Origin of the sequence: Domibacillus epiphyticus, assembly GCF_001975785.1 — a bacterium.
GTDB classification, from domain to species: domain Bacteria; phylum Bacillota; class Bacilli; order Bacillales; family Domibacillaceae; genus Domibacillus; species Domibacillus epiphyticus.
In genome coordinates, this window is sequence record NZ_MSFI01000009.1 from 219,057 (window position 1) to 245,498 (window position 26,442).

At 42.9% G+C, this 26,442-nt stretch carries 30 protein-coding genes, 1 pseudogene and 1 other annotated feature; of the genes and pseudogenes, 26 read left to right on the plus strand and 5 right to left on the minus strand.

Translation table 11 applies throughout. The annotated features are described in order from the left end of the window. Window positions 1-3: 3 nt before the first annotated feature. The 5 genes from BTO28_RS06465 to BTO28_RS17090 are packed head-to-tail and all read left to right on the plus strand — an operon-like array spanning window position 4 to window position 3,166. Window positions 4-384 (plus strand): GntR family transcriptional regulator, encoded by a 381-nt coding sequence (locus BTO28_RS06465; protein WP_076764716.1) that lies wholly within the window; start codon window positions 4-6, stop codon window positions 382-384. Beyond that, window positions 377-1,081, plus strand: coding sequence for an ABC transporter ATP-binding protein (locus BTO28_RS06470; RefSeq protein WP_076764717.1), 705 nt, complete (start codon window positions 377-379; stop codon window positions 1,079-1,081). Before BTO28_RS06465 ends, BTO28_RS06470 begins: the two co-directional genes overlap by 8 nt. Next, window positions 1,078-1,995 (plus strand): ABC transporter ATP-binding protein, encoded by a 918-nt coding sequence (locus BTO28_RS06475; protein WP_076764718.1) that lies wholly within the window; start codon window positions 1,078-1,080, stop codon window positions 1,993-1,995. Before BTO28_RS06470 ends, BTO28_RS06475 begins: the two co-directional genes overlap by 4 nt. Further along, entirely contained in the window at window positions 1,995-2,942 is a 948-nt protein-coding gene (locus tag BTO28_RS06480; protein ID WP_076764719.1) for an ABC transporter permease, read from the plus strand. The genes BTO28_RS06475 and BTO28_RS06480 overlap by 1 nt, the downstream gene beginning before the upstream one ends. 53 nt (window positions 2,943-2,995) lie before the next feature. Continuing rightward, window positions 2,996-3,166 carry a hypothetical protein gene (locus BTO28_RS17090; protein ID WP_158068787.1) on the plus strand — a complete coding sequence of 57 codons (171 nt, stop codon included), beginning with the start codon at window positions 2,996-2,998 and terminating at the stop codon, window positions 3,164-3,166. Between the two features lie 631 nt (window positions 3,167-3,797). Here the strand turns inward: BTO28_RS17090 and BTO28_RS06490 are convergent. The 3 genes and pseudogenes from BTO28_RS06490 to BTO28_RS06495 all read right to left on the minus strand — a co-directional run bounded on the left by BTO28_RS06490 (window position 3,798) and on the right by BTO28_RS06495 (window position 5,702). Then, complete coding sequence (locus BTO28_RS06490) at window positions 3,798-4,142, minus strand: hypothetical protein (RefSeq protein ID WP_076764721.1); 345 nt, start codon at window positions 4,140-4,142, stop codon at window positions 3,798-3,800. Between the two features lie 191 nt (window positions 4,143-4,333). Then, window positions 4,334-4,420: pseudogene (locus BTO28_RS17650) on the minus strand (hypothetical protein); the annotation flags it as partial. A gap of 13 nt (window positions 4,421-4,433) precedes the next feature. Next, complete coding sequence (locus tag BTO28_RS06495; RefSeq protein WP_076764722.1) at window positions 4,434-5,702, minus strand: replication-associated recombination protein A; 1,269 nt, start codon at window positions 5,700-5,702, stop codon at window positions 4,434-4,436. 104 nt (window positions 5,703-5,806) lie between these two features. Here BTO28_RS06495 and BTO28_RS06500 point away from each other — a divergent pair, with 104 nt between their 5' ends. The 19 genes from BTO28_RS06500 (at window position 5,807) to mtnN (ending at window position 23,438) form a co-directional block, all read left to right on the plus strand. Next, complete coding sequence (locus BTO28_RS06500) at window positions 5,807-6,460, plus strand: YczE/YyaS/YitT family protein (RefSeq protein ID WP_076764723.1); 654 nt, start codon at window positions 5,807-5,809, stop codon at window positions 6,458-6,460. A gap of 4 nt (window positions 6,461-6,464) precedes the next feature. Then, window positions 6,465-6,884, plus strand: coding sequence for a cysteine metabolism transcriptional regulator CymR (gene cymR, locus BTO28_RS06505; RefSeq protein WP_076764724.1), 420 nt, complete (start codon window positions 6,465-6,467; stop codon window positions 6,882-6,884). A gap of 12 nt (window positions 6,885-6,896) precedes the next feature. Continuing rightward, complete coding sequence (locus tag BTO28_RS06510; RefSeq protein WP_076764725.1) at window positions 6,897-8,030, plus strand: cysteine desulfurase family protein; 1,134 nt, start codon at window positions 6,897-6,899, stop codon at window positions 8,028-8,030. Window positions 8,031-8,048: 18 nt separating this feature from the next. Then, a complete protein-coding gene (gene mnmA, locus BTO28_RS06515) occupies window positions 8,049-9,161 on the plus strand; it encodes a tRNA 2-thiouridine(34) synthase MnmA (protein ID WP_076764726.1) in 1,113 nt (370 codons plus the stop codon). Between the two features lie 73 nt (window positions 9,162-9,234). Beyond that, window positions 9,235-9,891 carry a tetratricopeptide repeat protein gene (locus tag BTO28_RS06520; protein ID WP_076764727.1) on the plus strand — a complete coding sequence of 219 codons (657 nt, stop codon included), beginning with the start codon at window positions 9,235-9,237 and terminating at the stop codon, window positions 9,889-9,891. A gap of 13 nt (window positions 9,892-9,904) precedes the next feature. Beyond that, window positions 9,905-12,280 (plus strand): SF1B family DNA helicase RecD2, encoded by a 2,376-nt coding sequence (gene recD2 / locus BTO28_RS06525; RefSeq protein ID WP_076764728.1) that lies wholly within the window; start codon window positions 9,905-9,907, stop codon window positions 12,278-12,280. A 56-nt stretch (window positions 12,281-12,336) separates the two neighbouring features. Beyond that, window positions 12,337-12,501: a hypothetical protein gene (locus BTO28_RS17255; protein WP_198936746.1), complete on the plus strand. Its 165-nt coding sequence runs from the start codon at window positions 12,337-12,339 to the stop codon at window positions 12,499-12,501. A gap of 63 nt (window positions 12,502-12,564) precedes the next feature. After that, window positions 12,565-12,771 (plus strand) — a binding site (T-box leader). Between the two features lie 79 nt (window positions 12,772-12,850). After that, window positions 12,851-15,481: an alanine--tRNA ligase gene (gene alaS / locus BTO28_RS06530; protein ID WP_076764729.1), complete on the plus strand. Its 2,631-nt coding sequence runs from the start codon at window positions 12,851-12,853 to the stop codon at window positions 15,479-15,481. Window positions 15,482-15,561: 80 nt separating this feature from the next. Next, entirely contained in the window at window positions 15,562-15,837 is a 276-nt protein-coding gene (locus BTO28_RS06535; RefSeq protein WP_076764730.1) for an IreB family regulatory phosphoprotein, read from the plus strand. Next, entirely contained in the window at window positions 15,834-16,250 is a 417-nt protein-coding gene (gene ruvX / locus BTO28_RS06540) for a Holliday junction resolvase RuvX (protein ID WP_076764731.1), read from the plus strand. The genes BTO28_RS06535 and ruvX overlap by 4 nt, the downstream gene beginning before the upstream one ends. 14 nt (window positions 16,251-16,264) lie before the next feature. Further along, window positions 16,265-16,552 (plus strand): DUF1292 domain-containing protein, encoded by a 288-nt coding sequence (locus tag BTO28_RS06545; protein ID WP_076764732.1) that lies wholly within the window; start codon window positions 16,265-16,267, stop codon window positions 16,550-16,552. Between the two features lie 100 nt (window positions 16,553-16,652). Then, window positions 16,653-17,756, plus strand: a complete 1,104-nt coding sequence (gene mltG / locus BTO28_RS06550) for an endolytic transglycosylase MltG (protein ID WP_076764733.1) — start codon at window positions 16,653-16,655, stop codon at window positions 17,754-17,756. Between the two features lie 109 nt (window positions 17,757-17,865). Next, window positions 17,866-18,513, plus strand: coding sequence for an O-methyltransferase (locus tag BTO28_RS06555; protein ID WP_076764734.1), 648 nt, complete (start codon window positions 17,866-17,868; stop codon window positions 18,511-18,513). After that, window positions 18,510-19,439 (plus strand): peptidase U32 family protein, encoded by a 930-nt coding sequence (locus BTO28_RS06560; RefSeq protein WP_076764735.1) that lies wholly within the window; start codon window positions 18,510-18,512, stop codon window positions 19,437-19,439. The genes BTO28_RS06555 and BTO28_RS06560 overlap by 4 nt, the downstream gene beginning before the upstream one ends. 16 nt (window positions 19,440-19,455) lie before the next feature. Next, entirely contained in the window at window positions 19,456-20,727 is a 1,272-nt protein-coding gene (locus BTO28_RS06565; protein WP_076764736.1) for a peptidase U32 family protein, read from the plus strand. A gap of 5 nt (window positions 20,728-20,732) precedes the next feature. Next, window positions 20,733-21,368, plus strand: coding sequence for a uridine kinase (udk, locus tag BTO28_RS06570; RefSeq protein ID WP_076764737.1), 636 nt, complete (start codon window positions 20,733-20,735; stop codon window positions 21,366-21,368). Window positions 21,369-21,474: 106 nt separating this feature from the next. After that, window positions 21,475-21,951 carry a transcription elongation factor GreA gene (gene greA, locus BTO28_RS06575; protein ID WP_076764738.1) on the plus strand — a complete coding sequence of 159 codons (477 nt, stop codon included), beginning with the start codon at window positions 21,475-21,477 and terminating at the stop codon, window positions 21,949-21,951. Window positions 21,952-22,059: 108 nt separating this feature from the next. Then, on the plus strand, window positions 22,060-22,668 hold the full coding sequence (locus BTO28_RS06580; RefSeq protein ID WP_076764739.1) for a DUF1510 family protein: 609 nt from the start codon (window positions 22,060-22,062) through the stop codon (window positions 22,666-22,668). A 71-nt stretch (window positions 22,669-22,739) separates the two neighbouring features. Next, entirely contained in the window at window positions 22,740-23,438 is a 699-nt protein-coding gene (mtnN, locus tag BTO28_RS06585) for a 5'-methylthioadenosine/S-adenosylhomocysteine nucleosidase (RefSeq protein ID WP_076764740.1), read from the plus strand. Between the two features lie 139 nt (window positions 23,439-23,577). Here the strand turns inward: mtnN and sigK are convergent, their stop codons facing one another. Both sigK and BTO28_RS06595 read right to left on the minus strand, forming a co-directional pair. Next, window positions 23,578-24,342 carry an RNA polymerase sporulation sigma factor SigK gene (gene sigK / locus BTO28_RS06590; protein ID WP_076764741.1) on the minus strand — a complete coding sequence of 255 codons (765 nt, stop codon included), beginning with the start codon at window positions 24,340-24,342 and terminating at the stop codon, window positions 23,578-23,580. A 47-nt stretch (window positions 24,343-24,389) separates the two neighbouring features. Then, window positions 24,390-24,530: a sporulation histidine kinase inhibitor Sda gene (locus BTO28_RS06595; protein ID WP_076764742.1), complete on the minus strand. Its 141-nt coding sequence runs from the start codon at window positions 24,528-24,530 to the stop codon at window positions 24,390-24,392. A gap of 285 nt (window positions 24,531-24,815) precedes the next feature. Between BTO28_RS06595 and BTO28_RS06600 the strand changes: the two genes are divergently transcribed. Continuing rightward, a complete protein-coding gene (locus BTO28_RS06600) occupies window positions 24,816-25,337 on the plus strand; it encodes a YqeG family HAD IIIA-type phosphatase (RefSeq protein WP_076764743.1) in 522 nt (173 codons plus the stop codon). Continuing rightward, window positions 25,319-26,434: a ribosome biogenesis GTPase YqeH gene (yqeH, locus tag BTO28_RS06605; RefSeq protein WP_408606637.1), complete on the plus strand. Its 1,116-nt coding sequence runs from the start codon at window positions 25,319-25,321 to the stop codon at window positions 26,432-26,434. The genes BTO28_RS06600 and yqeH overlap by 19 nt, the downstream gene beginning before the upstream one ends. The last annotated feature ends 8 nt before the right edge of the window (window positions 26,435-26,442 follow it).

The following is a 26,442-nucleotide window of genomic DNA, read 5'->3' on the forward strand; positions in this document are numbered from 1 at the left end:
AACATGAGCGCGGAATTTAAAACTTCAAAGCCGATTTACAGCCAAATTGCGGATCGGATTATTCAGCAGTTTGTGCGCGGTGAATTAAGCCCGGGTGAAAAGCTTCCGTCTGTAAGGGAAATGGCGATTCAGTCCGGTGTGAATCCAAATACGATTCAACGAACATATGGCGAACTTGAACGCCTTGGTGTCGTTGAGACAAAGCGGGGGCAGGGAACATTTATGACGGAAGAGAACGATATGAAACGGAAGCTGCGGTTGGATATTCAACAGGAAATGATTGCTGCTTTTATTGAAAACATGCGAAGCATCGGGCTTGAAGACCGTGAAATTCATGAATCAGTCAACCGGTTTTTAAAGGAAGGAGAGAGCGGTCATGATTGAATTAACGCACATCACAAAAGAATATGGAAAAAGAAAATCACTTAATGATGTCACCTTCACATTTGAAAAAGGAAAAGTGTACGGCATTCTTGGGCCGAACGGAAGTGGAAAATCGACGATCATGAAAATGATGGCCGGTCTTGTATATCCATCAAAAGGAATTGTGAAGGTAGGCGAAAAAAAAGCAGATCGAAAAATTGCATCTAACCTGGCGTTTTTAGCAAGTGAAGGCATGTTATACCCGAGTTTTAAAATTGACCAGATGATCGATTTTTTTCATTCACAGTACAGTGACTTTTCAATGGAAAAGGCAGAAGAATTACTCGTATTTATGGAGCTGGATCGACATCAAAAAGTGAGCCAGCTGTCAAAAGGGCAGCAAGGGAGGCTAAAACTGCTTCTCGTACTTTCAAGACAGACGGATGTACTGCTGCTTGACGAGCCGTTTATGGGACTTGATCCGATGGTGCGGGACACCATTGTAAAAGGGCTTGTATCATTCATCGATTATGGCAAACAAACAGTGATCATTACAACACATGAAATCACGGAAATTGAACCTGTGTTAGAAGAAGCTATTGTTTTAGAAAAAGGACAGATCAGAGCGCATTGTAATGTGGAAGAGATTCGTGAGGAACAAGGACTTTCCATTTTGGAATGGCTAAAAAGTACTTTTAAGCAGGAGGACGTATCATGAAAACTTTAATACAATTAGAAAATGTGTCAAAAACAATTAAAGGAAAAAAGATTATAGATTCTCTGAATTTTACGATTCGCGAAGGAGAAGTATTTGGTTTTCTTGGTCCGAATGGTGCCGGGAAAACAACAACGATTCGGATGATTGTTGGTCTCATGAAGATGTCTGAAGGAGATATTTTGATTTCGGGTCATAGCATTCGAGATGAATTCAAAGAGGCGATCCATCACATCGGCGCGATTGTTGAAAATCCAGAAATGTACAAATTTTTAAGCGGCTATGACAATTTAAAACAATATGCTCGTATGCAAAAAAATGTGAGCCGAGAGCGTATTGATGAAGTAGTGAAACTAGTCGGACTTGATGACCGCATCCATGACAAAGTGAAAACGTACTCACTTGGGATGCGCCAGCGCCTTGGTATTGCCCAGTCGCTCCTTCATAGTCCGAAAGTGCTTATTTTAGATGAACCTACGAACGGCCTTGATCCTGCCGGTATTAAAGAAATTCGTCAATACATTCGTGATCTCGCAGAAAAAGAAGGTATGGCCGTCATCGTGTCCAGTCATTTACTAAGTGAAATGGAAATGATGTGCGACCGGATCGGTATTTTGCAAAAAGGGAAAATGATTGACGTGCAATCAGTAAAAGGATGGCTGGCAGAGGGTGTCGACATGTACAGTATTGAAGTGGATGATTTGGAAGCAGCTACCATGTATTTAAAATCATTATTTCCAGATGTTGCACCGGAAAATTCTAAAGGCCGTCTTATTTTTGAAATGGACAAAGAGCAAATACCGATTCTTATCCGTCTTTTTGCCGGAAAAGGGATTAGTATATACGAAGTGAAAAAAGTATCAAAATCACTCGAAGAACGATTCCTAGATATTACAGAAAAACGGGAGGTAGTTTAATGATCGGTCTTATTCAAAACGAATGGATTAAATTGTTTAAACGTCCGGGAACTTATGTAATGGTTGGATTGCTGTTTATAATGGTGTCAGCATTTGCTGCGTTTACGAAATATGATGAAAGCAAGGAGACAAAACAACCATCCTGGCAGGAAGTTGTCAAAGGTGAGAATGCAGCGTACGAAAAGCAGCTGCAGGATCAGCCGGAAATGAGCGCAGAACAAAAAGAATACATTGAAGGTCAAATAGCCATTAATGAATACCGTTTAGCGGAAAATGTACCGGTGTCCACATCTTCCTATGTATGGTCGTTTGTAGAAGGAGCTAGTGATTTATTGAGTTTTACCGGTTTGTTTATGATTATTGTGGCTAGTGGGATTGTTGCGAGTGAATACACATGGGGAACCATTAAACTATTGTTGATTAGACCAATTGGCCGGTCAAGCGTGTTATTTTCAAAGTATGCCGCGGTTGTTCTGTTTGGATTATTTTTGATCACCATATTGTTTTTGTTCTCAGTCATTCTTGGGGCATTACTTTTCGGCATTACGGGGGAATCGATTCATCTGGCCTATGTTGACGGAAAAATTGTCGAGCAGAATATGTTCTTCCATTTAATGAAGTTGTATGTGCTGCAATCAGTTGATGTATTTATATTAGCGACAATGGCGTTTATGATTTCAGCTGTATTCCGGAACAGCTCACTTGCAATCGGATTATCACTGTTCCTTTTGTTTATGGGACCAAACGTAACCTATTTAATTGCTATGCGCTACGACTGGGCGAAATATTCATTATTCGCAAACACCAATTTGCTGCAGTATGAAACAGGTAATGTAATGGTGGAAGGAATGACGATGGGCTTTTCGTTTATCGTCCTTGCGTTGTATTTTATCATTTTCCAACTGCTGGCTTTCTTCGTTTTCTCAAAGCGTGATGTGGCCGCATAATATACTATTATGGCTTCTGCATTATGAAAAAGAAAAAGTGAGGGATGAGGACTGTGGAGCAGGTTCTTTTAATCGTCGCGGTAATCGCACTTGGGGGAAGTGTTTTATCACTTTTTATGCAAGTTTTCAACAAAGGATGGAAAGAGATCCACTGGTGGACACCATGTATTCTTTTCATCGTATACATCGCTTTGTATATACCGTTTTTCTTTATGGTCAGCTAAAAAACTCCGGTGCAATTTGCGCCGGAGTTTTCTGGTGGTCAAGAGATTTTGCTCCATTGGATAATAAAGTCGTTTACTTCTGGGCTTAATAAGCCAGAGCCTTGCTACAAAATCATGTAGTTAAAGTTAATTAATTCTTATTAATTGAGAAGTGGATTTTTCAAAGTTAGGCGAATCTTCGACCAACGCCCAAAAGTAAATTAACTTTTCTTAGATTTAATATATTTTTGTGTTAGCATTCCTGTATTATATACGGATAAAATCATCGCAGTGAAAAAAAGGATTCGAGAAAACTTTGCCTCACCTGTAAAGTCAGTGTATGAAAGAACAAGGTAGATAAAACAAATAGCAGTTATTATGGATAAAATAAATTGTCCCTTTAAAGACTTAATCATATAGTCCCCCTATCTATAGCAAATACGATTTCTGTCCCTTGCTTGAAATGACTATTCTTATAGTTATTGTACCTTAGATAGAAAGCACAGACACTGTTGTTGCTTTATAATAAAGTTTGCTCAAATTATTACTAATAACCTTGGATCAAAACATGCTCTTATAAAATTTAATTGGATTATTCAAATATGACCCCTACTAACAAAGGGAATACTTCAGAAGACAATAGCGTTTAAATTCAATCTCTTCTTTTTATTTGTTTGGAGTAAAATAAAGTTGTTAGGAAAAAGCCAACTAACACAGATAAAATATTACTAATAAAAAGCCTTATTATGCTTCCACCCACACCATAATTATTATAGGAATCATTATTTAAAAAGAGAAAAGTCGTTAGTATTCCTAAAGAAATTATTGAAGATAGGAGATATATAAAGAAACCTGTTGTCAATGATAAAGTAGACAATAACTTATACTTTCGCCTAAGCAACAAAGCGGTAACTACAATCATACTGAAAAAAATAGCTAAAATTACAAAACCAGGTAAACGATTAGCTGGTTGATTAAAAAAATCTAAAATTTCCATCACGATCCTCCTGGTATTTCTTTCTATCCTAATATTTCACCTCATTTTCCTAATGCATGCATCTCCCCTAAACAAAACTTCCTATAAAAATATCATACTTGCCCGTTTCTTCTATATGGGGACATTCTTTCCTTTTTCTAATCCCTGTTAAAACATTATCAGCAAACTTATGATAATAAGAACTAAGATCACTTTCCGCCAACTACTTCTCCACGTTCGTTTAACTCTTTATCAACGAGCTGTGTTTCTGTATATAATGTTTCATCCGGCACTGAATACTCGTTACAGTGGTTACTCATTTCTTTTTTCAATTTTCTCGTACACACCGGACAATGCCTGTTCAAATTTCCCGGTTGCTTTTGGTTCGTAGTATCGTTTGTTCTTTAGTGTATCCGGCAAGTATTGCTGATTGACCCATCCATTTTTAAAATCGTGCGGATACTGGTAACCAATACCCCGACCGAGTTTAGCCGCGCTTTTATAATGAGCATCCTTCAAATGAGCAGGAACCTCTCCTGCACGCCCGGCGCGTACATCCGCAAGTGCTGCGTCGATTGCTTTGTAAGCTGAGTTGGATTTTGGCAATAAACATAATTCCACGACAGCGTTGGCTAGTGGAATACGGGCTTCCGGAAAACCGGTACGCTCTGCTGCGTCAATTGCTGCGAGTGTACGGGCGCCAGCCTGCGGGCTGGCAAGTCCGATGTCTTCATAAGCAATAATGATGAGCCGGCGGGCGATGCTGACAAGATCACCTGCTTCAATCAGACGGGCTAAATAGTGGAGCGCTGCATTTACATCGCTGCCCCGTATTGATTTTTGAAACGCGCTTAGCACATCATAATGTGCATCTCCGTCTTTATCGTGTGCAAAGCTTTTTTTTTGCAAACATTCTTCTGCTGTTTCAAGTGAAATAGTGATAACGCCGTTCGATCCAGCTGGCGTTGATGTGACAGCAAGTTCGAGAGCATTTAAGGAGCTTCGCACGTCACCGCCTGATGCTGCAGCAAAATGGTTAAGGGCATCTTCCGTTACTTCAGTGTGAAAATTGCCAAGCCCCCGTTCTGAGTCCTCAAGTGCGCGAATGAGTAATTTTTTTACGTCTTCTGCTGTAAGTGGTTTTACCTCGAAAATTTGACATCGGCTCCGAATGGCCGGATTAATGGCATGATATGGATTGCTTGTTGTCGCGCCGATCAGCGTAATCATCCCGTTTTCGAGGAAGGGAAGCAAGTAGTCTTGCTTTGCTTTATCCAGCCGGTGGACCTCATCCAATAGCAAAATCACTTTGCCGGACATCTTTGCTTCTGCTGCAACGATTTCCATATCTTTTTTATTGCTTGTTACGGCATTCAACATCCGAAACGCATACTTTGTACTGCCGGCAATTGCACCTGCAATGGATGTTTTCCCAGTGCCAGGGGGTCCGTATAAAATCATCGATGACAGCTGTTTAGCGTCTGTCATGCGTCGTATAATTTTTCCTTTTCCTGTTAAATGGTCTTGGCCGGCAACTTCATCGATTGTTCGTGGCCTCATTCTGAACGCAAGCGGCTTCATAAAAAAACCCCTTTTTTGTATTTTGTCTCAATGTATCATAATTCACAGTATTCCGGCATGTTTTTTGTACATATAAAATGATATACTAAATTGAAGATTGGAGTATGCTGCCTGTGAATAAGAACGGAAATATTGGAATACGGCTGACGATTTTTACAGTCGGTTTGTTTGTCATGTCATTTGGCATTGTTTTGCTTATAGAAGCAAAAGTCGGCGCAACCCCGTGGGACGCACTGCATGTCGGGCTGTATCAAATATTCGGTTTGACAGTCGGTACGTGGACGATTATCGCCGGCTTTTTTATTTTGATGCTTGGGTCACTTTACATAAAAGAATGGCCGCAAGCCGGGGCTTATTTAAATATGCTTCTAGTTGGATTGTTTGTCGATTTCTTTTTATGGCTTCCGTTTATTGAGACGCCGCCTTCTCTTTCAGGGCAATGGCTTATGTTTTTATCAGGCCTTATCCTTCATGCATATGGAATGTCATTTTACATTTCCGGCCGTCTCGGTGCGGGTCCCCGGGATCATTTTATGCTCGCTCTTGTTCGTAAAAAAGGATGGAAAGTATCCAGCATCCGCAGGGGCATTGAAGTAATTGTGATGGGACTCGCCTGGCTGATCGGAGGACCGGTCAGTATCGGTACATTCGTTTTCAGTATTCTTATTGGTACCATTGTTGGTATTTCATTGCCGCAATGTGAAAGACTATCGGATATAATAATAAACAATAGATTGAATCGAAAAGAAGAGGTGTAAAAGAATGAGGATATCTACTAAAGGACGCTACGGACTTACCATTATGATTGAACTCGCAAAACGTCACGGTGAAGGACCGACATCTTTACGTGTGATTGCAGGAACGCATGATTTGTCCGAACATTATTTGGAGCAGCTTATTGCGCCGCTTCGAAATGCAGGATTTGTCCGCAGTATTCGCGGTGCATACGGGGGCTACGTGCTTGGTCATGAACCGGACACAATCACAGCAGGGGATATCATTCGTGTGCTCGAAGGACCCATTACGTTAGTCGAAGGAATTGAAGAAGAAGAGCCTGCCAAAAGGGAGCTCTGGATTCGGATCAGTGAAGCGATTAAAAATGTGCTTGAAAATACGACACTTGATGACCTTGCGAAACATACTACAACAGGTGAATCAGATGCGTACATGTTTTATATTTAACGGGGTGCTGAAATGGAAAGAATATATTTAGATCATGCTGCAACGTCACCTGTTCATCCAGATGCGGCAAAAGCGATGATGGAAGTGTTAACGAAAACATTTGGCAATCCATCGAGTATTCATTCATTCGGGCGGGATGCACGAAGAATTATTGATGAAGCAAGAACTGTTATTGCGGATACAATGAATGGGGGCTTCAACGATATCATTTTTACAGGCAGCGGAACAGAAGCGGATAATCTGGCGATTTTCGGTACCGCCCGCCTGAAAAAAAACGGTCATATTATTACGACCGCTGTTGAACATCATGCCGTTTTACATGCGTGTGAAGCGCTTGAAAAAGAAGGATTTGATGTGACGTATTTGCCTGTCGATGAAACGGGTGTCGTTTCTGCTGCTGATGTAAAATCAGCACTTCGGGACGATACTTTTCTTGTTTCGGTCATGTATGGCAACAACGAAACAGGGGCAATACAGCCAATTAAAGAAATTGGCATCCTTCTCCAAGATCACCCTGCTGTTTTTCACGTAGATGCTGTTCAGGCGTATGGTATTTTACCGATTGATGTGAAAGAGTTGCACGTCGATTTTCTTGCGGTCTCGGGCCATAAAATTAACGGTCCAAAAGGGATTGGTGTTTTGTATGCTAAATCGGGCGTGCCGCTATCCCCATTTTTATTTGGCGGGGAACAGGAGCGAAAACGTCGCCCGGGAACGGAAAATACGGCAGCGATTGCTGGGATGGCTGCCGCTGCTTCAGTTGCAGTTCAATCGATGGAAGAAAGAACGAATCACTATCGAGAATTAAAATCTCTTTTCATTGAAACGTTAAAGAAACATAATGTTGCATTTTCTCGAAACGGCAAAGTTGATGAGTCGCTTGCGCATGTGCTAAACTTATTTTTTCCCGGAACGGATGTTGAAGCTTTTCTGGTCAATCTTGATATGGAAGGGATCGCTGCATCTAGCGGATCAGCCTGCACAGCTGGCTCAATTGAACCCTCCCATGTATTAACGGCGATGTTCGGAGCGGATTCTGGCAAACTGCGTTCATCTATCCGGTTCAGCTTCGGGTTATACAATACAAAGGAACAAATTGTACAGGCAGCGGAAAAAACGGCGAATATCGTCAAGCGGCTGTCTTAGGAAAGAGAGAGGAAAGAAATGAAAGCACCGAAAGATACACGTGTTGTTGTCGGCATGTCAGGCGGCGTTGATTCTTCGGTTGCGGCTCTTTTACTAAAAGAGCAAGGGTATGACGTCATCGGCATCTTTATGAAAAATTGGGATGATACAGATGAATTTGGCGTCTGCACGGCGACGGAAGATTATGATGATGTCATCCGCGTCTGCAATCAGATTGGCATTCCGTATTATGCGGTCAATTTTGAAAAGCAGTATTGGGACAAAGTCTTTACGTACTTTTTAGATGAATATAAAGCGGGGCGCACGCCGAATCCAGATGTTATGTGCAATAAAGAAATAAAATTTAAAGCATTTCTCGATCATGCGATGAAACTCGGTGCAGATTATTTAGCTACTGGCCACTATGCACGTATCGAGCGGAACGGTGAAGAAGTGAAAATGCTTCGAGGTATGGACAATAATAAAGATCAAACATACTTTTTAAATCAGCTGTCGCAAAGCCAGCTGGAAAAAGTGATGTTTCCGATTGGTAAACTTGAGAAAAAACGTGTGCGTGAAATTGCAGCGGAAGCAGGACTCGCAACGGCAGCGAAAAAAGATTCGACTGGTATTTGCTTTATTGGCGAACGCAACTTTAAGGAGTTTTTAGGGCAGTATTTGCCGGCGCAGCCGGGAGATATGGTTACATTCACCGGTGAAAAAATGGGCCGTCATGATGGGTTGATGTACTACACAATCGGTCAGCGCCATGGTCTTGGCATTGGCGGTTCGGGTGATCCATGGTTTGTCGGCGGAAAAAATCTTGAGAAAAACGAATTGTACGTCGTGCAAGGTTTTGATAATGAAAAACTGTACTCTGATTCATTGTGTGCGGTAAATGTTTCCTTCACAACAGATCGCAACATGCCGGAAACATTCCAGTGTACAGCAAAATTCCGTTACCGCCAGGCCGACACAGGGGTGACAGTAAAATTAATTGGCAATGGCCATGCATATGTTACGTTTGATGATTCCGTCCGTGCGATTACACCAGGCCAAGCGGTCGTTTTCTACGATGGCGACGTCTGTCTCGGCGGCGGCACGATTGACGGGGTTTTTAAAGAAGGAACACAACTTGATTACGTCGGATAAATCATGCCGCTCCATTTAACGATGGGGCGGTTTTCTTTGTTATAATGAAAAAAAACCTTTTTCGGAGGCTACGATGGATAAAAATCAACAGGGTATTGAACTATTGCGCGAAGGGAAAATGGAAGAAGCGCTGAAGCTGTTTACACAGCAAATTGAAGAAAAGCCAAATGATGCGGCAGCATACATAAATTTTGGACATGTACTTGCGGAGATGGGAGACGGGGAACGGGCTGTTCGATTTTATGAAAAAGCGGTGGAAGTTGATCCATTTGCTGCAGCTGCCCATTATGCGCTAGGCTCCTTTCAATTTGGCCAGGAGCGTTTTGAGGAAGCAGCGCAATCATTTGAAAAAGCGATTCGAAACGGTATGGAGGAGGCCGACTCCTATTTTATGCTGGGGCTTTCTTTTCTTTATCTCGATCAAACTGTCATGGCACTTCCATACTTAATGCGGGCAGTTGAATTCGACGAACATGATACGGAAGCACGGTTTCAGTTTGCATTAGCACTTGCTAAAACAGAACAGTATGAGGAAGCGACAACACATCTGAATACAGTGGTTGAACAGGACCGGGAACATGCGGATGCATATTATAATTTGGGTGTTCTTTATGCGGGTCATCACGAAAATGCTGAAAAAGCCAATGAATATTTTGATAAGGCGCTTGAGATTCAGCCGGATCATATGCTGGCCGGATACGGAAAGAAATTGCTTGAAAAATTAGAATAGCGAGGTGACTGACATGGCGCATGAAACGAGAGATTTATTTACGGAAGAGGAGCAGTTTCTTAAAGGCCGGCATATTGTGACGATTTTCCGAAACGATGAAAACTTTTACACCGTTCTTCGCGTCCGTGTCACCGAAACAGACGGAAATTACGAAGAAAAAGAAGCCGTTGTCACCGGCTATTTTCCAGCTGTTCATGAACATGAAATGTATATCTTTCATGGGAATTTTAAAGATCACCCGCGGTTTGGCCGACAGTTTATAGCCCGAACTGCTCAAAAAGAAATGCCTCAGACGAAGCAAGGTGTCATTGCGTATTTATCCGGAGACCTGTTTAAAGGAATCGGCAAAAAAACGGCCGAGTCCATTGTGGAAACGCTTGGCGAGGAGGCTATTTCGAAGATTATTGGCGATCGCACGTGTTTGCAAAGCGTTCCGCGTCTCGCAGCAGAAAAGGCGGACTCCATATATGATACGTTAATGAAACACCAAGGTCTTGAGCAGATAATGGTTGCTTTAAATGATTTTGGATTTGGTCCGCAGCTGTCCATGAAAATTTATCAAATGTATTTTGACGAATCGCTTTCAATCATTCAAGAAAATCCATATCGGCTTGTTGAAGACATTGAAGGAATCGGCTTTATTCGCGCTGATGAAATCGGGGCCAAAATCGGGATTAGCGGCGCGCATCCAGACCGTTTAAAAGCCGCGATTTTATACACGCTTGAATTACAATGCCTGCAGGATGGACATTGTTATGCAGAAGCGGAAATGCTCTTGCAAAGTGTGAAAGAGCTGCTTGATAAAAGTGCGAATGGCACCGCTGAATTTGACGACATTGCAACCCGCCTTATTGAACTTGAAGAAAGCGGAAAAGTAGCCGGAGAACATAAACGTGTGTACATGCCGTCTCTTTATTTTTCTGAAAAAGGGCTCGTTACAAACGTAAAGCGAGTGCTGGATCAAGAATCAAATACGTTTCCGGAATCTGAATTTTTATTGGCGCTCGGTGAACTCGAGGATCGTACGGGTATTTCGTATGCACCTTCGCAAAAGCACGCCATTCAAACGGCTCTTTCTTCTCCACTTATGATTTTAACAGGAGGACCGGGTACGGGGAAAACGACGGTTATCAAAGGAATCGTTGAACTATATGGCGAATTGCACGGATTGTCGCTTGATCCGAAACAATATGACAAAGAAGAGCCGTTTCCGATTAAACTTTGTGCACCAACCGGACGGGCTGCGAAGCGGATGATGGAGTCGACCGGTCTACCGGCAGTGACAATTCACCGGCTGCTCGGATTTAACGGTCAGGAAGAGCCGGAAGAGGATGGACGTGAAATTGGCGGCCGCCTTCTTATTGTTGATGAAATGTCAATGGTGGACATCTGGCTTGCTCATCAATTGTTTAAAGCAGTGCCAGACGACATGCAGATTGTCCTCGTCGGTGATGAAGATCAGCTTCCGTCGGTGGGCCCTGGGCAAGTCCTAAAAGATATGCTTGCATCTTCCGTAATTCCTTCCGTCCGGTTAACGGATATATATCGGCAGGAAGAAGGTTCATCCATCATCAGCCTTGCACACAGCATAAAAGACGGATATGTACCGGATGCGCTTACACAGCCGCAGAAAGATCGGTCATTTCTACGCTGCCGGACGGAACAAATTCCCGAGGTGATAGAAAAAGTCGTTAAAAATGCGGCAGGGAAAGGATACGAATCACGAGATATACAAGTGCTCGCACCCATGTATAAAGGACCGGCAGGAATCGATAAATTAAATGCAGTGCTGCAGCAAGTGCTCAATCCGAACACGGACGACCGGCGAAAAGAACTTCCATTTGGTTCGGTTACATACCGCATCGGTGACAAAGTGCTTCAGCTCGTCAATCAGCCGGAACAAAATGTGTTTAACGGTGATATTGGTGAAATTATTTCAATCTTTTTTGCAAAAGAAAACACGGAAAAAGAGGACATGGTCATTGTGTCTTATGAAGGCAACGAAGTGACGTATACGCGTAATGATTTAAATCAAATTACACATGCGTTCTGCTGCTCCATTCATAAATCGCAGGGGAGTGAATTTCCAATTGTCATTTTGCCGGTTGTGAAATCATATTATCGGATGCTGCGGCGCAATTTGCTGTACACGGCGATTACACGCAGCAAGCAATTTCTTATTTTGTGCGGCGAAGAAGAGGCATTTAACATCGGGATCGAAAGAAACGATGATCTGATCCGTAAAACGGCACTGGCGGAGCGCCTTGCAGAAGAAGGTTCAGCACTCGTTGTATCATCTGACCAAAAGCTGACAGAAGAAACCTGGATGACAGTTGATCCCATGATTGGTATGGAAGGCATCACGCCATTCGATTTTTTACATGCGTAAAGCATAAGGAACAGGGCAGGCGGACATACTGTTAAAAAAAGATGGGGTGACCATAAATGACAACTTGTCCGAACTGTGGAAGTCGCGAAATCGGGAAAATCGGCACCGGTCAATTTTTTTGCCGTGACTGCTGTGTGGAAATGTCAGAACTTGAAGGCGGCCTTGTCATCCACCAAGTGGAAGAAGACGGTTCACTTAGTCCAATTGATGAATGGTCGTAAAGCGTGCTTGCTGCATTGACAAACAGTCTAATCCTTTTTATAATTCGGGTATCAATTTATTTTGACAAATCGGAGAAGGACAAAAGTACATCATAGCCCATTCGATTAGAGAAGAATTCCCTAAGGCTGAAAGGAATTCTGGATGAAGAATGATAGAAAGCTGGGTCCCGAGTGCAGCAATCACTGCCGTATGCCGCGTTAAGGCGTTTGAGAGGCGAATCCATTTGATTCGCAATCAGGGTGGTACCGCGAAGAAGCTTCGTCCCTGTTATGGGGATGGGGCTTTTTTTGCTGTCTTTTCGTCCTTTCCCACATCTTACATAAAATAAGTTAAAGGAGGAATTTTTTTATGAAAGCATTAACTGGCGCTGACATTCGCCGCCTGTATTTAGAATTTTTCCAGGAGAAAGGCCACAGGGTAGAACCAAGTGCACCGCTTGTGCCAATTGACGATCCGAGCTTGCTTTGGATTAACAGCGGTGTAGCGACATTAAAGAAATATTTTGATGGCCGTATTATTCCAGATAATCCCCGGATTACGAATGCACAAAAATCAATCCGGACGAACGATATCGAAAACGTAGGAAAAACGGCACGTCACCATACATTTTTTGAAATGCTCGGGAACTTTTCGATCGGTGAATATTTTAAAAAAGAAGCGATTCACTGGGCTTGGGAATTCCTGACGGATGAAAAGTGGATTGGTTTTGATGCGGACAAGTTGTCTGTAACGATTCACCCGGAAGATGAAGAAGCATATTTAATTTGGAAGAATGAAGTCGGAGTACCGGATGAGCGTATTATTCGCTTGGAAGGGAACTTCTGGGACATAGGCGAAGGACCAAGCGGACCAAATACAGAAATTTTTTACGACCGGGGATCGGAGTATGGTGATGATGAAAACGATCCAGAATTGTTCCCTGGCGGGGAAAATGACCGTTATCTTGAAGTATGGAACCTCGTATTCTCAGAATTTAACCATAACCCGGATGGCACGTACACCCCGCTGCCAAAGAAAAACATTGATACAGGGATGGGCCTTGAGCGAATGGCTTCAGTCGTCCAAAATGTACCAACAAATTTTGACACAGATTTATTTATGCCGATTATTCGTGAAACAGAACGTATTTCAAGTGAGCAATACCGTGTGGATGCAGAAAAAGATACGGCTTTTAAAGTAATTGCCGACCACATTCGTACGGTTGCATTTGCCATCGGTGACGGTGCACTGCCATCAAATGAAGGCCGCGGTTATGTATTGAGACGGCTGCTTCGCCGAGCAGTACGGTATGCGAAACAAATCGGCATTAACCGTCCATTTATGTATGAGCTTGTCCCGGTTGTTGGAGACGTCATGAAAGACTACTATCCGGAAGTAAACGATAAACAATCGTTCATTCAAAAAGTAATCAAAAACGAGGAAGTACGATTCCATGAAACGTTGAATGATGGACTTGCCATTTTGTCATCTGTTATTAAAAAAGCCAAAGATGCCGGATCCGGTACAATTGATGGCGCGGATGTTTTCCGTTTATATGATACGTACGGATTCCCGGTTGAATTGACGGAAGAATATGCGGAAGAAGAAGGTATGAAAGCAGACCGAGAAGGCTTCGAAGAGGAAATGAAACAGCAGCGCGATCGTGCACGTGCAGCGCGTCAGGATACAGATTCGATGCAAGTGCAAGGTGGTGTTTTATCATCTATCACAACTGAAAGCACGTTCACATATGACCGCCTTACTGTAGATACAACAGCAGCTGTCATCATAAAAGATGGTACCCTGGTCGATGAAGCGCATGAAGGAGAAGAAATTCAATTTATTTTAACGGAAACCCCGTTTTATGCAGAAAGCGGCGGACAGATTGCCGATAAAGGCGTTCTTGAATCCGATGAGGTGCGAGTTGCAGTAAAAGACGTACAAAAAGCGCCGAATGGACAAAATGTTCACAGCGCGGTGGTCGAAAGCGGTATATTGAAAGTAAACAGCAGTGTGACAGCAAAGGTAGATGTCGTGTCACGTGGGAAAATCGTTAAAAACCATACTGCAACACATTTGATGCATCAAGCGTTAAAAGATGTGCTTGGCACCCACGTCAATCAGGCGGGATCACTTGTAGAACCGGATCGTCTCCGTTTTGATTTCTCACACTTCGGACAGGTTACAGCTGAGGAAATCTCTCGGGTTGAAGCGATCGTCAATGAAAAAATTTGGCAGGGGATTGCTGTGGAAACCGCTCTTAAACCAATTGCGGAAGCGAAAGCAATGGGGGCGATGGCACTGTTCGGCGAAAAATATGGTGATATTGTCCGAGTCGTCTCAATCGGGGATTACAGCCTGGAGCTTTGCGGCGGCTGCCACGTCGTAAGTACGGCAGAAATCGGGTTGTTTAAAGTGTTGTCTGAAAGTGGAATTGGTGCGGGGACTCGGCGTATTGAAGCTGTTACAGGTGAAGGCGCGTTCCGCTATTTGAACGAACAGGCGGAAGTATTAAAAGAGGCTGCAGCAAAATTAAAAACAAACACGAAAGATATTTTAGCAAAAGCGGACAGCCTTCAAGCGGATCTAAAAGAATTACAGCGTGAAAATGAATCACTTTCGAAAAAGTTGTCAAATATAGAAGCAGGCAGTTTGACAGATCAAATTAAAACGATTAATGGCGTCCAGCTTCTTGCTGCAAGCGTTCAGGCAGCAGATATGAATTCACTCCGTACGATGGCGGACGAACTAAAACAAAAAGTGACACCTGGTATCATCGTTCTTGCGGCGCCTGCAGATGGCAAAGTGAATGTTGTGACGGCGGTAACAGGAGATTTGACAGAGAAAGGCTATCATGCTGGGAAACTTGTCAAAGAAGTAGCAGGACGTCTCGGAGGAGGCGGCGGAGGACGTGCGGATATGGCACAGGCCGGCGGCAAAGATCCGTCTAAAATAGAGGAAGCACTACAAAGTGCGGAAGAATGGGTGAAATCCATTTGAATATGTCGCCATTTGTTGTACAATGAACATAACGTACGGGAGCGGGCAGAATTCTCCCCGCATGAAGTGAGGTGCTGACAGTGAGTTCTTTTGACAAGACAATGCGGTTTAACTTTCCTGAAGAACCGTATGACGAAAATGTAAAAGAAGTATTGTTTAAAGTGCATAGGGCTCTGGAAGAAAAAGGCTATAATCCAATTAACCAAATTGTCGGCTATTTACTATCCGGTGACCCAGCGTACATTCCGCGTCATAACGATGCACGCAATTTAATCCGGCGGCTCGAACGGGATGAAATCATTGAAGAACTTGTCAAAACGTACTTGAAAGGACAGCAGGAGGATTTGACATCATGAGAACAATGGGCCTTGACGCCGGCACGAAAACAGTAGGCATTGCCATCAGTGATGCCTTTGGCTGGACAGCGCAAGGCATAGAAACAATAAAGATTGATGAAGAAGCTGGCATCTTTGGCATGGAGCGTATCGGTGAACTGTGCCGGGAGCATGAGGTAAGCAAATTTGTTGTCGGGTTTCCAAAAAATATGAACAATACAGTAGGTCCCCGCGGTGAAGCGGCGCAGCGTTTTGCGGCGCTGCTTGAGGAAACGTTTGGGTTCCCCGTTGTTCTTTGGGATGAACGGCTGTCGACAATGGCAGCGGAACGCGTATTGCTTGAAGCGGATGTCAGCAGGAAGAAAAGAAAAAAAGTGATCGATAAAATGGCTGCAGTGATGATCCTTCAAGGATATCTCGACAGTCAAAAATAACGAGGTGACCAATAATGGAACATGGAGAAAAACAAATAACAGTAATTGATGAGAATGGCAACGAGCAGCTTTGTGAAGTGCTTTTCACCTTCGATTCTGATGAATTCGAAAAATCATACGTGCTTTATTTTCCGGTAGGAGCAGAAGAAGACGAGAATGAAGAAATTGAAATCCACGCGTCATCTTTCCTTCCAGGCGAAGATGGAGAAGACGGCGAACTTCAGCCGATCGAGTCGGATGAAGAGTGGGAAATGATTGAAGAAATGCTCAATACGTTTCTCGATGATGAAGAACAGGAATAATTTTGACGGACAGGTGACGCTTTAGCACCTGTCCTTTTTCTTTTGACATCCTTCTTGTATAATAAAGAAAAGTGCAGGATGTTGTCGAAAGGGGATTTTTATGTCGAATAAATTATATCCGCCGGCTGCCCGAAAAAAAGGGCGCCTGAAACGGGCTGTTTTATTAGTGCTTGTTTTGTTCCTTCTTATGATGGCTGGAGGGGCAGCGGGAGTGTATTACATCTGGCAAAGTGCCGCGAAACCGGCTGATGCGGACAGTATAGAAAAAGTAGCTGTATCCATTCCATTAGGGTCAAGTTTATCATCGATCGCCCGGATACTTGAAGAAAATGGAGTTGTTAAAAATGCAGCACTTTTTAAATATTATGTGAAATATAAAGGAGAATCAGATTTTCAGGCGGGCCATTATGCACTTTCTCCTTCCATGACACCGGATGATATAATCGCTTCATTAAAAGAAGGAAAAGTAACGGGTGCTGTAGACGGCAGGCTTGTGATTCCGGAAGGATTTCAACTGAACCAAATTGCCGATGTCATTGCGTCAGAAACGGATCATAGTGCAGACGATGTACTGAAAGCTTTAAATAATGAAGCTTTTGTAAAGAGAATGATGGGTAACCACCCCGCACTTATTACAGAAGAGGTGTGGAATGAAAACGTTCGTTATCCACTTGAAGGGTACTTGTATCCAGCGACATATGAAATCACTGATCCATCGCGTCCAATAGAAGATATCGCGGAAGAAATGATTGCGAAAACGGATGAAGTGGTGAAACCGTACGCAGATCAAATTAAAGCATCCGGGATGACTGTTCATGAATTTTTAACATTTGCTTCACTTGTGGAAGAGGAAGCAACTGGTAAAACGGATCGAAAAAAAATTGCGAGTGTGTTTTATAATCGACTGAAGATCGACATGCCACTACAAACGGATCCAACGGTTTTGTATGCGCAGGGTGAACATAAAGACCGTGTGCTGTATGAAGACCTGGAGTTTAAATCCCCTTATAACACGTATCAGGTAAAGGGGTTGACACCTGGACCAATCGGCAACAGTGGAATTGATTCTATGGAAGCGGTACTAGATCCGGAACAAACCGATTTTCTTTACTTCCTTGCATCGCCGGCTGGAGATGTATATTATGCGAAAACACTTGATGAACATAATGCATTAAAACGGAAATATATTACGAACAATCAATAAGATGCGTGCATGGATTTTCTTTCTTTTCTATGGTAGAATAATGCGGGCACTGAAGACTCGGGAAAGCTATTGCAGCTTTCTCTTTTTCTTAGAAAAGAGGTTATTTTTAATGAAAGACGATATACACCGCTACATTGAATCGTTGCTGCCGGCGCGAAACGAATTGTTTGCGGAAATGGAACAGTATGCGATGGAATATCAAGTGCCGATTATGGAACCGGTTGGAATGGAAACGCTTCTCACCATGCTGAAGCTGCAAAAACCGGTCCGAATATTAGAAATAGGAACGGCCATTGGCTACTCCGCGCTTCGTATAGCGGATGCGGTTCCGGGCGTCCAAATTATAACGATGGAGCGGGACGTGGAACGGCACGCTCAGGCAATTCATTATATAGAACGATCAAACTATACAGATCGAGTACGTGTATTATTAGGTGATGCGCTTGAACTGGCAGAAGAAGCCGAAAAGAACGGACCGTATGATGCCATTTTTATTGATGCAGCAAAAGGACAATACAAGCGTTTTTTTGATTTATATGCGCCAATGCTTACGGACGATGGAGTGGTTTATTCCGATAATGTTTTGTTTAAAGGGTATGCGGCAGGTATAGAGGCGCCATCAAAAAGAATAGAAAAAATGGTTAAAAAGATAACGGATTACAATGAATGGCTGATGGCACACGATCATTTTCAGACGATTATCTTGCCGTCTGGAGACGGAATTGCCGTCAGCTTAAAACGGAGTGAAGAAAAGTGAAAAAACCAGAATTGTTAGTGACGCCGGGCAGCGTCAGTGAAATCAAACGTCAAATCGAAGCTGGTGCAGATGCGTTTATCATTGGTGAACAGCGGTATGGGCTTCGCCTTGCTGGTGAATTCGACCGGGAGCAAATAAAAGAAGCGATCAAAATCTCGCATGAATACGGTAAAAAAGTATATGTGGCTGTAAACGCCATTTTTCATAATAAAATTGCGGGGGAACTTGATGAATATGTGTCGTTTGTAAAAGAAGCAGGTGCAGACGCGATTGTATTTGGCGATCCGGCAGTTTTAATGGCCGTACGCGCTGCGGTGCCAGGCTTCCCTCTGCATTGGAACCCCGAAACTACTGCAACCAATTGGTATACAGCAAACTACTGGGGAAAACGCGGTGCTGTCCGGGTTGTGCTGGCGCGTGAACTGAGCATGGATGCTATTATTGAAACAAAAGAAAATGCAGAAGTGGCGATTGAAGTGCAGGTGCATGGCATGACGTGCATGTTTCAATCGAAGCGGCCGCTCCTTGGGCATTACTTTGAATATATGGGAAAAAACATGGAAATCGAAGAGCGGCAGGGTGCGCAAAATATGCTTCTTCATGACGAGGAAAGAAATAATAAATATCCGATTTATGAAGATCAAAACGGGACGCATATTATGAGCCCGAACGACATGTGCATCATTGATGAATTATTGGATATGATCGAAGCAGGTGTTGATTCATTTAAAATTGACGGAGTCCTGCAAACGGAAGACTACCGTGTTGCTGTGACAAAATTATACCGAAAAGCAATAGATATGTGTGTAGAATACCCGGATCAATATGAAGAAGAGAAGGAAGAACTGCTTGAAGCGGCAGAAGCACTTCAACAGGACCACAGACCGCTTGATTCAGGCTTTTTCTTTAAAGAAACAGTTTATTAAATAAGGAGGAACGATGATGGAAGCATTGAAAAACGACAACATTTCAACAATTGTCGATGGTAAACGGGTCATCGTGAAAAAACCGGAGCTGCTGGCGCCTGCGGGGACACTCGAAAAATTGAAAATCGCGGTCCGTTACGGAGCGGATGCGGTATATATTGGCGGCCAGGAATATGGGCTGCGATCGAATGCCGGGAATTTCACATTTGACGAAATGAAGGAAGGGGTCGAGTTTGCCCGGGAATATGGTGCGAAAGTGTACGTCACAACGAATATTTATGCCCATAATGAAAATATTGACGGACTGGAAAAGTATTTGCGTGGTCTTGGTGAAGTCGGTGTGACAGGCATTATCGTCGCTGACCCGCTCATTATTGAAACATGCCGACGTGTTGCGCCCGATGTGGAAGTACATTTAAGCACACAGCAGTCGTTGTCTAACTGGCGTGCCGTACAGTATTGGAAAGAAGAGGGCCTCGATCGTGTAGTGTTAGCACGAGAAACAACAGGGGAAGAAATGCGGTTAATGAAAGAAAAGGTAGATATCGAAATCGAAACATTTATTCACGGTGCGATGTGTATTGCTTATTCTGGCCGCTGTGTGCTCAGCAACCATATGACCGCCCGTGATTCAAACCGCGGAGGGTGCTGCCAGTCGTGCCGCTGGGATTACAACCTTGTGGAAATGGAAGATGGTATTGAGACAGCGATCACCCAAGAAGGCGATTCACCATTTGCGATGAGTCCGAAAGATTTGCGTTTGCTTCAGTCTATCCCTGGCATGATTGAACTCGGAATTGACAGCTTGAAAATTGAAGGACGCATGAAATCGATTCATTACATTGCGACAGTTGTTGGCGTATACCGGAAAGTCATTGATGCGTATTGCGCTGATCCGGAAAACTTCTCAATTCAACCTGAATGGTTAGAGGAACTTGAGAAGTGTGCAAACCGTCCGGCCGCGCCTGCTTTCTTCGAAGGGACACCTGGTGCTGATGAACAGTTATTCGGTGTGCATGGTAAAAAAGCTTCGCATGATTTTACCGGGCTTGTTGTGGATTATGACGAAGAGACTCAAATTGTGACGCTTCAGCAGCGCAACTTTTTCCGTCCGGGTGATACGGTTGAATTTTTTGGTCCAAACATGGATACATTTTCTCAGGTTGTTGGAACCGTTGTTGATGAAGACGGCAATGAATTGGATGCAGCCCGCCATCCACTTCAAATTGTTCAATTTAAAGTAGACCATCCTGTCTCTAAAGACGATATGATGCGGAAAGGTTTGTGACACCTATGAACAAAAAGCCGGTTGTGATCGGAGTAGCCGGCGGATCAGGCTCGGGCAAGACGAGTGTAGCGCGTGCTATATATGATTTTTTTCAAGGCGGATCCATAATGATGATCGAGCAGGATTATTATTATAAAAATCAGTCTCACCTTACGTTTGAAGAACGGTTAAAGCAAAATTACGATCATCCTTTTGCGTTTGATAATGATCTTTTAATTGAGCAGATGACAGAGTTGATGAACGGTCGTCCGGTTGAAATGCCCGTGTACGATTACGCACAGCATACACGATCGAATGAAACCATTCTGCTTGATCCGAAAGATGTAATCATCCTGGAAGGCATTCTTGTACTCGAGGATAAGCGTCTTCGAGATTTAATGGATATTAAATTATATGTAGATACAGACGCAGACCTGCGCTTTATCCGCCGGTTGACGCGGGATATTCAGGAGCGAGGAAGGTCGCTTGATTCCGTTGTGGAGCAGTATACATCCGTTGTACGGCCTATGCATAATCAGTTTATAGAGCCGACTAAGCGCTATGCGGATGTCATCATTCCGATTGGCGGAGAAAATAAAGTCGCGATTGATTTATTAATTGCAAAAATACAAACAATTCTTGAACAAAAAGACATTTTATAGTATGTTTTTATGAAACAGGCATATAATTGGGAAAACGCGCGCCCTCATTAAGAGGTCGCGCGCTCATATTTTAGTGTTTTTTTTGAATTTAAAGGAGTGGAAGAAGTTGTCGAACGAAAAAGTTTACCCGATGACCCGGGAAGGAAAAGAAAAGCTTGAACAAGAATTAGAACATTTAAAATCAGTAAAACGTAAAGAAGTAGTGGAGCGGATTAAAATCGCACGCAGCTTCGGCGATCTGTCAGAAAACTCTGAGTATGACTCAGCGAAAGAAGAGCAGGCGTTTGTAGAAGGACGGATTGGCACAATTGAAACAATGATTCGCAACGCGAAGATCATTGAAGAAGATTCATTGAATTCCGATATGGTGTCACTTGGAAAAACAGTTACTTTTATTGAACTTCCAGACGGTGAAGAAGAAAGTTATACAATTGTCGGCAGTGCTGAAGCGGATCCGTTTGAAGGGAAAATTTCAAATGATTCTCCAATCGCTAAAAGCATGATTGGTAAACGTGTTGGTGATAAAGTCATAGTACAAACACCGGCAGGCGAAATGAACGTCAAAATTATTTCAATCGGGTAAGTAAAAAGCGCTTAAGGCGAATGAGCCTTTTGCGCTTTTTTTATGTAAATCCTTTCTTCATGTAAAGAAGACATGTTAAAATGGATGCGTAACGAGGAGGAGAAAGCTATGGAACATACGTCGCGTGCCGAGCGCAAAACGAAGCGGAGAAAAACGAACCGCATTTTAAATACAGCGATCGCAGTTGTGGTCCTGCTTATTATTATTGTTGGATTTACAATTTTTGCAGGCGGGAATGACGAAGAAGCAATAGCTCCTGAAGAATCGAAGCCTGCTCAAGAGCAGGAAGCAACTGTGACGGAAGAAGAATCTGAAGAAGATTTGACTGAAACAGAAAAACCAGTTGAAGAAGAGGAAAATTCTGATGAAGAAGTAGTGATAACAGAAGGAACAGATCCGAATGTGGAGCAGGATATTGTCGACCCGAATTGGAAAGGCGTAGGTACTTCACAAACTGGGGATCACACATCCTCTTTTGAAACAGACTCCACAGACTGGCAGGAAAAAGTTAATGCTCTCTCATATGCAACGGGGATACCCGAGGATAATATGACAGTCTGGTTTATAAGCGGAAACGGTCCTCAGGGAGCGATCGGTACCGTATCGCCTAAAACGGATCAAAATGATGCATACCGTGTTTACATTGAATGGGTGGATGGTGAAGGCTGGAAACCGGTCAAGGTACAAAAGCTCGAACAAAATGACAAAGGGCGTTAATGCATATTCCCGCTTTTGACGGCGGGTTTTTTTGCGGCTGAAAGAGAAAAAAACACAAGGGAGCGAAAAATATGAAAGTAGCAATTATTGGTGCCATGGAAGAAGAGGTGCTCATTTTACGTGAACAAATGGAAAACAAAGAAGTTAGAACGATTGCGGGAAGTGAATTTACGGCTGGCACATTACGAGGTGTCGATGCGGTATTGCTCAGATCGGGAATAGGCAAAGTAAATGCGGCGATGACTACAGCTGTATTAATTCACGAATTCAAACCCGATGTTATTATTAATACAGGGTCTGCGGGCGGACTTTCTCCTGAGCTTCAAGTCGGGGATGTGGTCATTTCTACAGAAGTGCGTCATCACGACGTAGACGTTACAGCATTCGGATACGAGTATGGACAGGTGCCGCAGCTCCCACCTGCGTTTCAAGCTGATGAGCGCCTCGTTCAAATCGCAGCAGCTTGTGCGGAAGGCGATGATGTTAAAACAGTGAAAGGACTGATTGCAACCGGCGATTCATTCATGAGTGACCCGGTGCGTGTACAGTCGATTGCTGAAAAGTTTATTGATTTACAGGCAGTTGAAATGGAAGCGGCTGCGATTGCTCAAGTGGCGCATCAGTTTAACATACCATTTGTGATCATTCGTGCCCTTTCCGACATTGCTGGAAAGAAATCAAACATTTCCTTCGAGCAGTTTTTGCCAAAAGCAGGTCTTCACTCAGCAAACCTCGTGATGAAAATGACAGAAGAGCTGGGAAAAGGATAAGAAAACGATAACAAGGCACTCCTTTTTATGATAAAGTAGAAGTAACGATTGAAGTGAACTTAAAGGGAGTGTTGCAAGGATGGTCATGATGATTTTAGGTTTGCTGTTGGCGACAGTGACAGGTGTTATGATTTCTGCATCAATCGACTGATGGCATACGTGAAGAAGGGTGCTCCAGAAGGGTTTCTTTTGGACCCCTTTTTTGTTTGGCCGAAAGCCTTTTAAATTCCTGCATCATTTTTGCCAAGGCTCGTTTTTCGATGCGGGACACATAGCTGCGTGAAATATTCATCTCAGCTGCTATTTCACGTTGTGTTTTATCGCTGCCGGCGCCAATACCGTACCTTGCTGCAATGACCGCCATTTCACGGTCGTCTAAAACAGAGAGACAGCTTTTCATCTGTTCAATGTCCATTTCGAGTGATAGACGGGCTGCAACATCTTCATCTTCTGTTTTCAGCAAATCAAGGAGACTGATTTCATTTCCTTCTTTGTCACGTCCTACAGGATCATATAGAGATACATCTTTTTTTGTTTTCTTTAGTGCGCGAAAATACATGAGAATTTCATTTTCGATACAGCGCGCTGCATAGGTGGCAAGTTTTGTTCCTTTCTTGCCGGAATAGCTTTCTATACCTTTGATTAGTCCAATTGTACCGATAGAAATGAGATCTTCTGTATCTTCGTTTGTCTTTTCAAATTTTTTGACGATATGGGCAACAAGGCGGAGATTATGTTCAATAAGTTTTGTACGAGCGTGACGGTCCCCTTGCTCAAGAAGTGCAAGATACTTTTTTTCATCTTCAGACGAAAGTGGATGCGGAAAGGCATTGTGCTTTACGTAAGAAACGAAAAAAACCGCTTCTTTCAATAAAAAAGAGAGAGCGGCGGCAAGTTCAATCATGGTGATCCCCCCTTTATCGCTTATCGTATGCGGGAGATCTTCCAATATTACTTTGTCGTGTATTTTTGATGACGAATAGCTCGTCGTTTCATTTCTTTCTCTATTAATGCAATAAATTCATCGTTCAATTTAAGCTCGTTTGCTTTTTTATAAGAAGAAAGAAGCAGTTTGTCGGATAGTGTATGCATAAACATTCATCTCCAGAAAGTAATAGTTATCTTTTTTACAGTGTACCAAAAAATTAACATCAGAACAACCGTTCGTTTTTCCACAAGGTATCGTGGATAACTTCGTATGGTACATTGAAAAATAGCGGTAAACCTTTATTTATATGGTGTGAATTTGTGTATAACGTTATCCACAGGGAGAAAATGAAAAATTTGTCGAAAAGTTTTTGTTCTGATTATTATTTTGTCACATAAGAAAAAATCGGCTATGATAAGGTAAGCAGACTGAAATTAGAGGTGTAAATTGTGCTGAAATTATTTTTGCCAAATGAGCAAGTGAAAAGCATCCTGGAGATTGAACCAGAACGCTTAAAGCAAAAGGGGATTAAGGCGATTATTACTGATCTTGATAATACGCTAGTTGCCTGGGATCGTCCGGATGCAACGCCAGAGCTGTTAAGCTGGTTTAATAAAATGAAGAATGCTGGCATCAAAGTGCTCATCGTTTCCAATAATAATCAAAAGCGGGTCAGTTCGTTTTCAACACCGCTTGACTTGCCGTTTATTTTTGAAGCGCGTAAACCAATGGGGCGTGCATTCAGAAAGGCGATTAAACTGTTAAACGTAAAAAAAAATGAAACGGTTGTGATTGGCGACCAGCTATTGACCGATGTATTTGGCGGCAACCGGAGCGGTATTTATACAATCTTGGTCATTCCGATTGCGGCGACAGATGGTTTCTGGACAAGAATTAACCGTAAAATTGAACGCAGGTTAATGAATTTCTTCCGCCGCAAAGGAATGATTCAATGGGAGGAACGACAGTGAACAATGAACAAATAACATGTGATGGATGCGGTGTTGCCATACAAACAGCAAATCCGGATAGTCTTGGATATGCCCCGGCATCAGCACTTGAAAAAGAAGTGGTCGTATGCAAACGCTGCTTTAGACTGAAACATTATAATGAAGTACAGGACGTTGAATTGACGGACGATGACTTTTTAAAAATCTTAAATACGATTGGCGATACAGAATCATTAATCGTAAAAATTGTCGATATTTTTGACTTTAATGGAAGCTGGCTGCCTGGTCTTCACCGGTTTGCCGGAAAAAACCCCGTACTTTTAATCGGTAATAAATCAGATTTGCTTCCAAAATCAGTGAAGCGGGAAAAGCTTATTCATTGGATGCGTCATGAAGCAAGTCAGCTCGGTCTAAAACCGGTGGACGTTCTCTTAACAAGTGCAGCTAAGGGGAATGAAGTGCATGAAGCGGCTGATGCCATTGAGCATTACAGAAATGGTAAAGATGTATACGTTGTCGGCTGTACAAATGTCGGTAAATCAACGTTTATTAACCGAATTATTAAAGAAATCACTGGTGAAGGCGATATTATTACAACGTCGCATTTTCCGGGTACAACGCTTGATATGATTGCAATCCCTCTATCTGATGGACGTGCACTTATTGATACACCTGGAATCATTAACCATCATCAAATGGCGCATTTTGTTGAGAAAGAGGATTTAAAAGTACTTCTACCGAAAAAAGAAATTAAGCCGAAAGTATTTCAATTAAATGAAGGGCAAACGTTATTTTTTGGCGGGCTTGCACGCTTTGATTATATAAGCGGGGGACGTCGTTCATTTATTTGCCACGTGTCCAACGAGATTGACATTCACCGTACAAAAATTGAAAAAGCGGATGATTTGTATGAAAATCATGCAGGCGAACTATTAAAGCCGGCTGGGAAAGATGGAAAGGCGCTTGAATTGGTCCGTCAGGAATGGACGATAAAAGAAGCGAAAACAGACATTGTATTTTCTGGACTTGGCTGGATAACGGTGAATGAAGCGGGAGCTAAGGTCGCAGCGTATGTCCCAAAAGGAGCAGCTGTAACACTACGCAAGTCGTTAATATGATGTTGGGG

Coding starts and splice junctions, on each gene's coding strand:
- BTO28_RS06465 (WP_076764716.1), top strand. CDS start 4: ATGAGCGCGGAATTTAAAACTTCAAAGCCGATTTACAGCCAAATTGCG.
- BTO28_RS06470 (WP_076764717.1), top strand. CDS start 377: ATGATTGAATTAACGCACATCACAAAAGAATATGGAAAAAGAAAATCA.
- BTO28_RS06475 (WP_076764718.1), top strand. CDS start 1,078: ATGAAAACTTTAATACAATTAGAAAATGTGTCAAAAACAATTAAAGGA.
- BTO28_RS06480 (WP_076764719.1), top strand. CDS start 1,995: ATGATCGGTCTTATTCAAAACGAATGGATTAAATTGTTTAAACGTCCG.
- BTO28_RS06490 (WP_076764721.1), bottom strand. CDS start 4,142: ATGGAAATTTTAGATTTTTTTAATCAACCAGCTAATCGTTTACCTGGT.
- BTO28_RS06495 (WP_076764722.1), bottom strand. CDS start 5,702: ATGAAGCCGCTTGCGTTCAGAATGAGGCCACGAACAATCGATGAAGTT.
- BTO28_RS06500 (WP_076764723.1), top strand. CDS start 5,807: ATGCTGCCTGTGAATAAGAACGGAAATATTGGAATACGGCTGACGATT.
- cymR (WP_076764724.1), top strand. CDS start 6,465: ATGAGGATATCTACTAAAGGACGCTACGGACTTACCATTATGATTGAA.
- BTO28_RS06510 (WP_076764725.1), top strand. CDS start 6,897: ATGGAAAGAATATATTTAGATCATGCTGCAACGTCACCTGTTCATCCA.
- mnmA (WP_076764726.1), top strand. CDS start 8,049: ATGAAAGCACCGAAAGATACACGTGTTGTTGTCGGCATGTCAGGCGGC.
- BTO28_RS06520 (WP_076764727.1), top strand. CDS start 9,235: ATGGATAAAAATCAACAGGGTATTGAACTATTGCGCGAAGGGAAAATG.
- recD2 (WP_076764728.1), top strand. CDS start 9,905: ATGGCGCATGAAACGAGAGATTTATTTACGGAAGAGGAGCAGTTTCTT.
- BTO28_RS17255 (WP_198936746.1), top strand. CDS start 12,337: ATGACAACTTGTCCGAACTGTGGAAGTCGCGAAATCGGGAAAATCGGC.
- alaS (WP_076764729.1), top strand. CDS start 12,851: ATGAAAGCATTAACTGGCGCTGACATTCGCCGCCTGTATTTAGAATTT.
- ruvX (WP_076764731.1), top strand. CDS start 15,834: ATGAGAACAATGGGCCTTGACGCCGGCACGAAAACAGTAGGCATTGCC.
- BTO28_RS06545 (WP_076764732.1), top strand. CDS start 16,265: ATGGAACATGGAGAAAAACAAATAACAGTAATTGATGAGAATGGCAAC.
- mltG (WP_076764733.1), top strand. CDS start 16,653: ATGTCGAATAAATTATATCCGCCGGCTGCCCGAAAAAAAGGGCGCCTG.
- BTO28_RS06555 (WP_076764734.1), top strand. CDS start 17,866: ATGAAAGACGATATACACCGCTACATTGAATCGTTGCTGCCGGCGCGA.
- BTO28_RS06565 (WP_076764736.1), top strand. CDS start 19,456: ATGGAAGCATTGAAAAACGACAACATTTCAACAATTGTCGATGGTAAA.
- udk (WP_076764737.1), top strand. CDS start 20,733: ATGAACAAAAAGCCGGTTGTGATCGGAGTAGCCGGCGGATCAGGCTCG.
- BTO28_RS06580 (WP_076764739.1), top strand. CDS start 22,060: ATGGAACATACGTCGCGTGCCGAGCGCAAAACGAAGCGGAGAAAAACG.
- mtnN (WP_076764740.1), top strand. CDS start 22,740: ATGAAAGTAGCAATTATTGGTGCCATGGAAGAAGAGGTGCTCATTTTA.
- sigK (WP_076764741.1), bottom strand. CDS start 24,342: ATGATTGAACTTGCCGCCGCTCTCTCTTTTTTATTGAAAGAAGCGGTT.
- BTO28_RS06595 (WP_076764742.1), bottom strand. CDS start 24,530: ATGCATACACTATCCGACAAACTGCTTCTTTCTTCTTATAAAAAAGCA.
- yqeH (WP_408606637.1), top strand. CDS start 25,319: ATGGGAGGAACGACAGTGAACAATGAACAAATAACATGTGATGGATGC.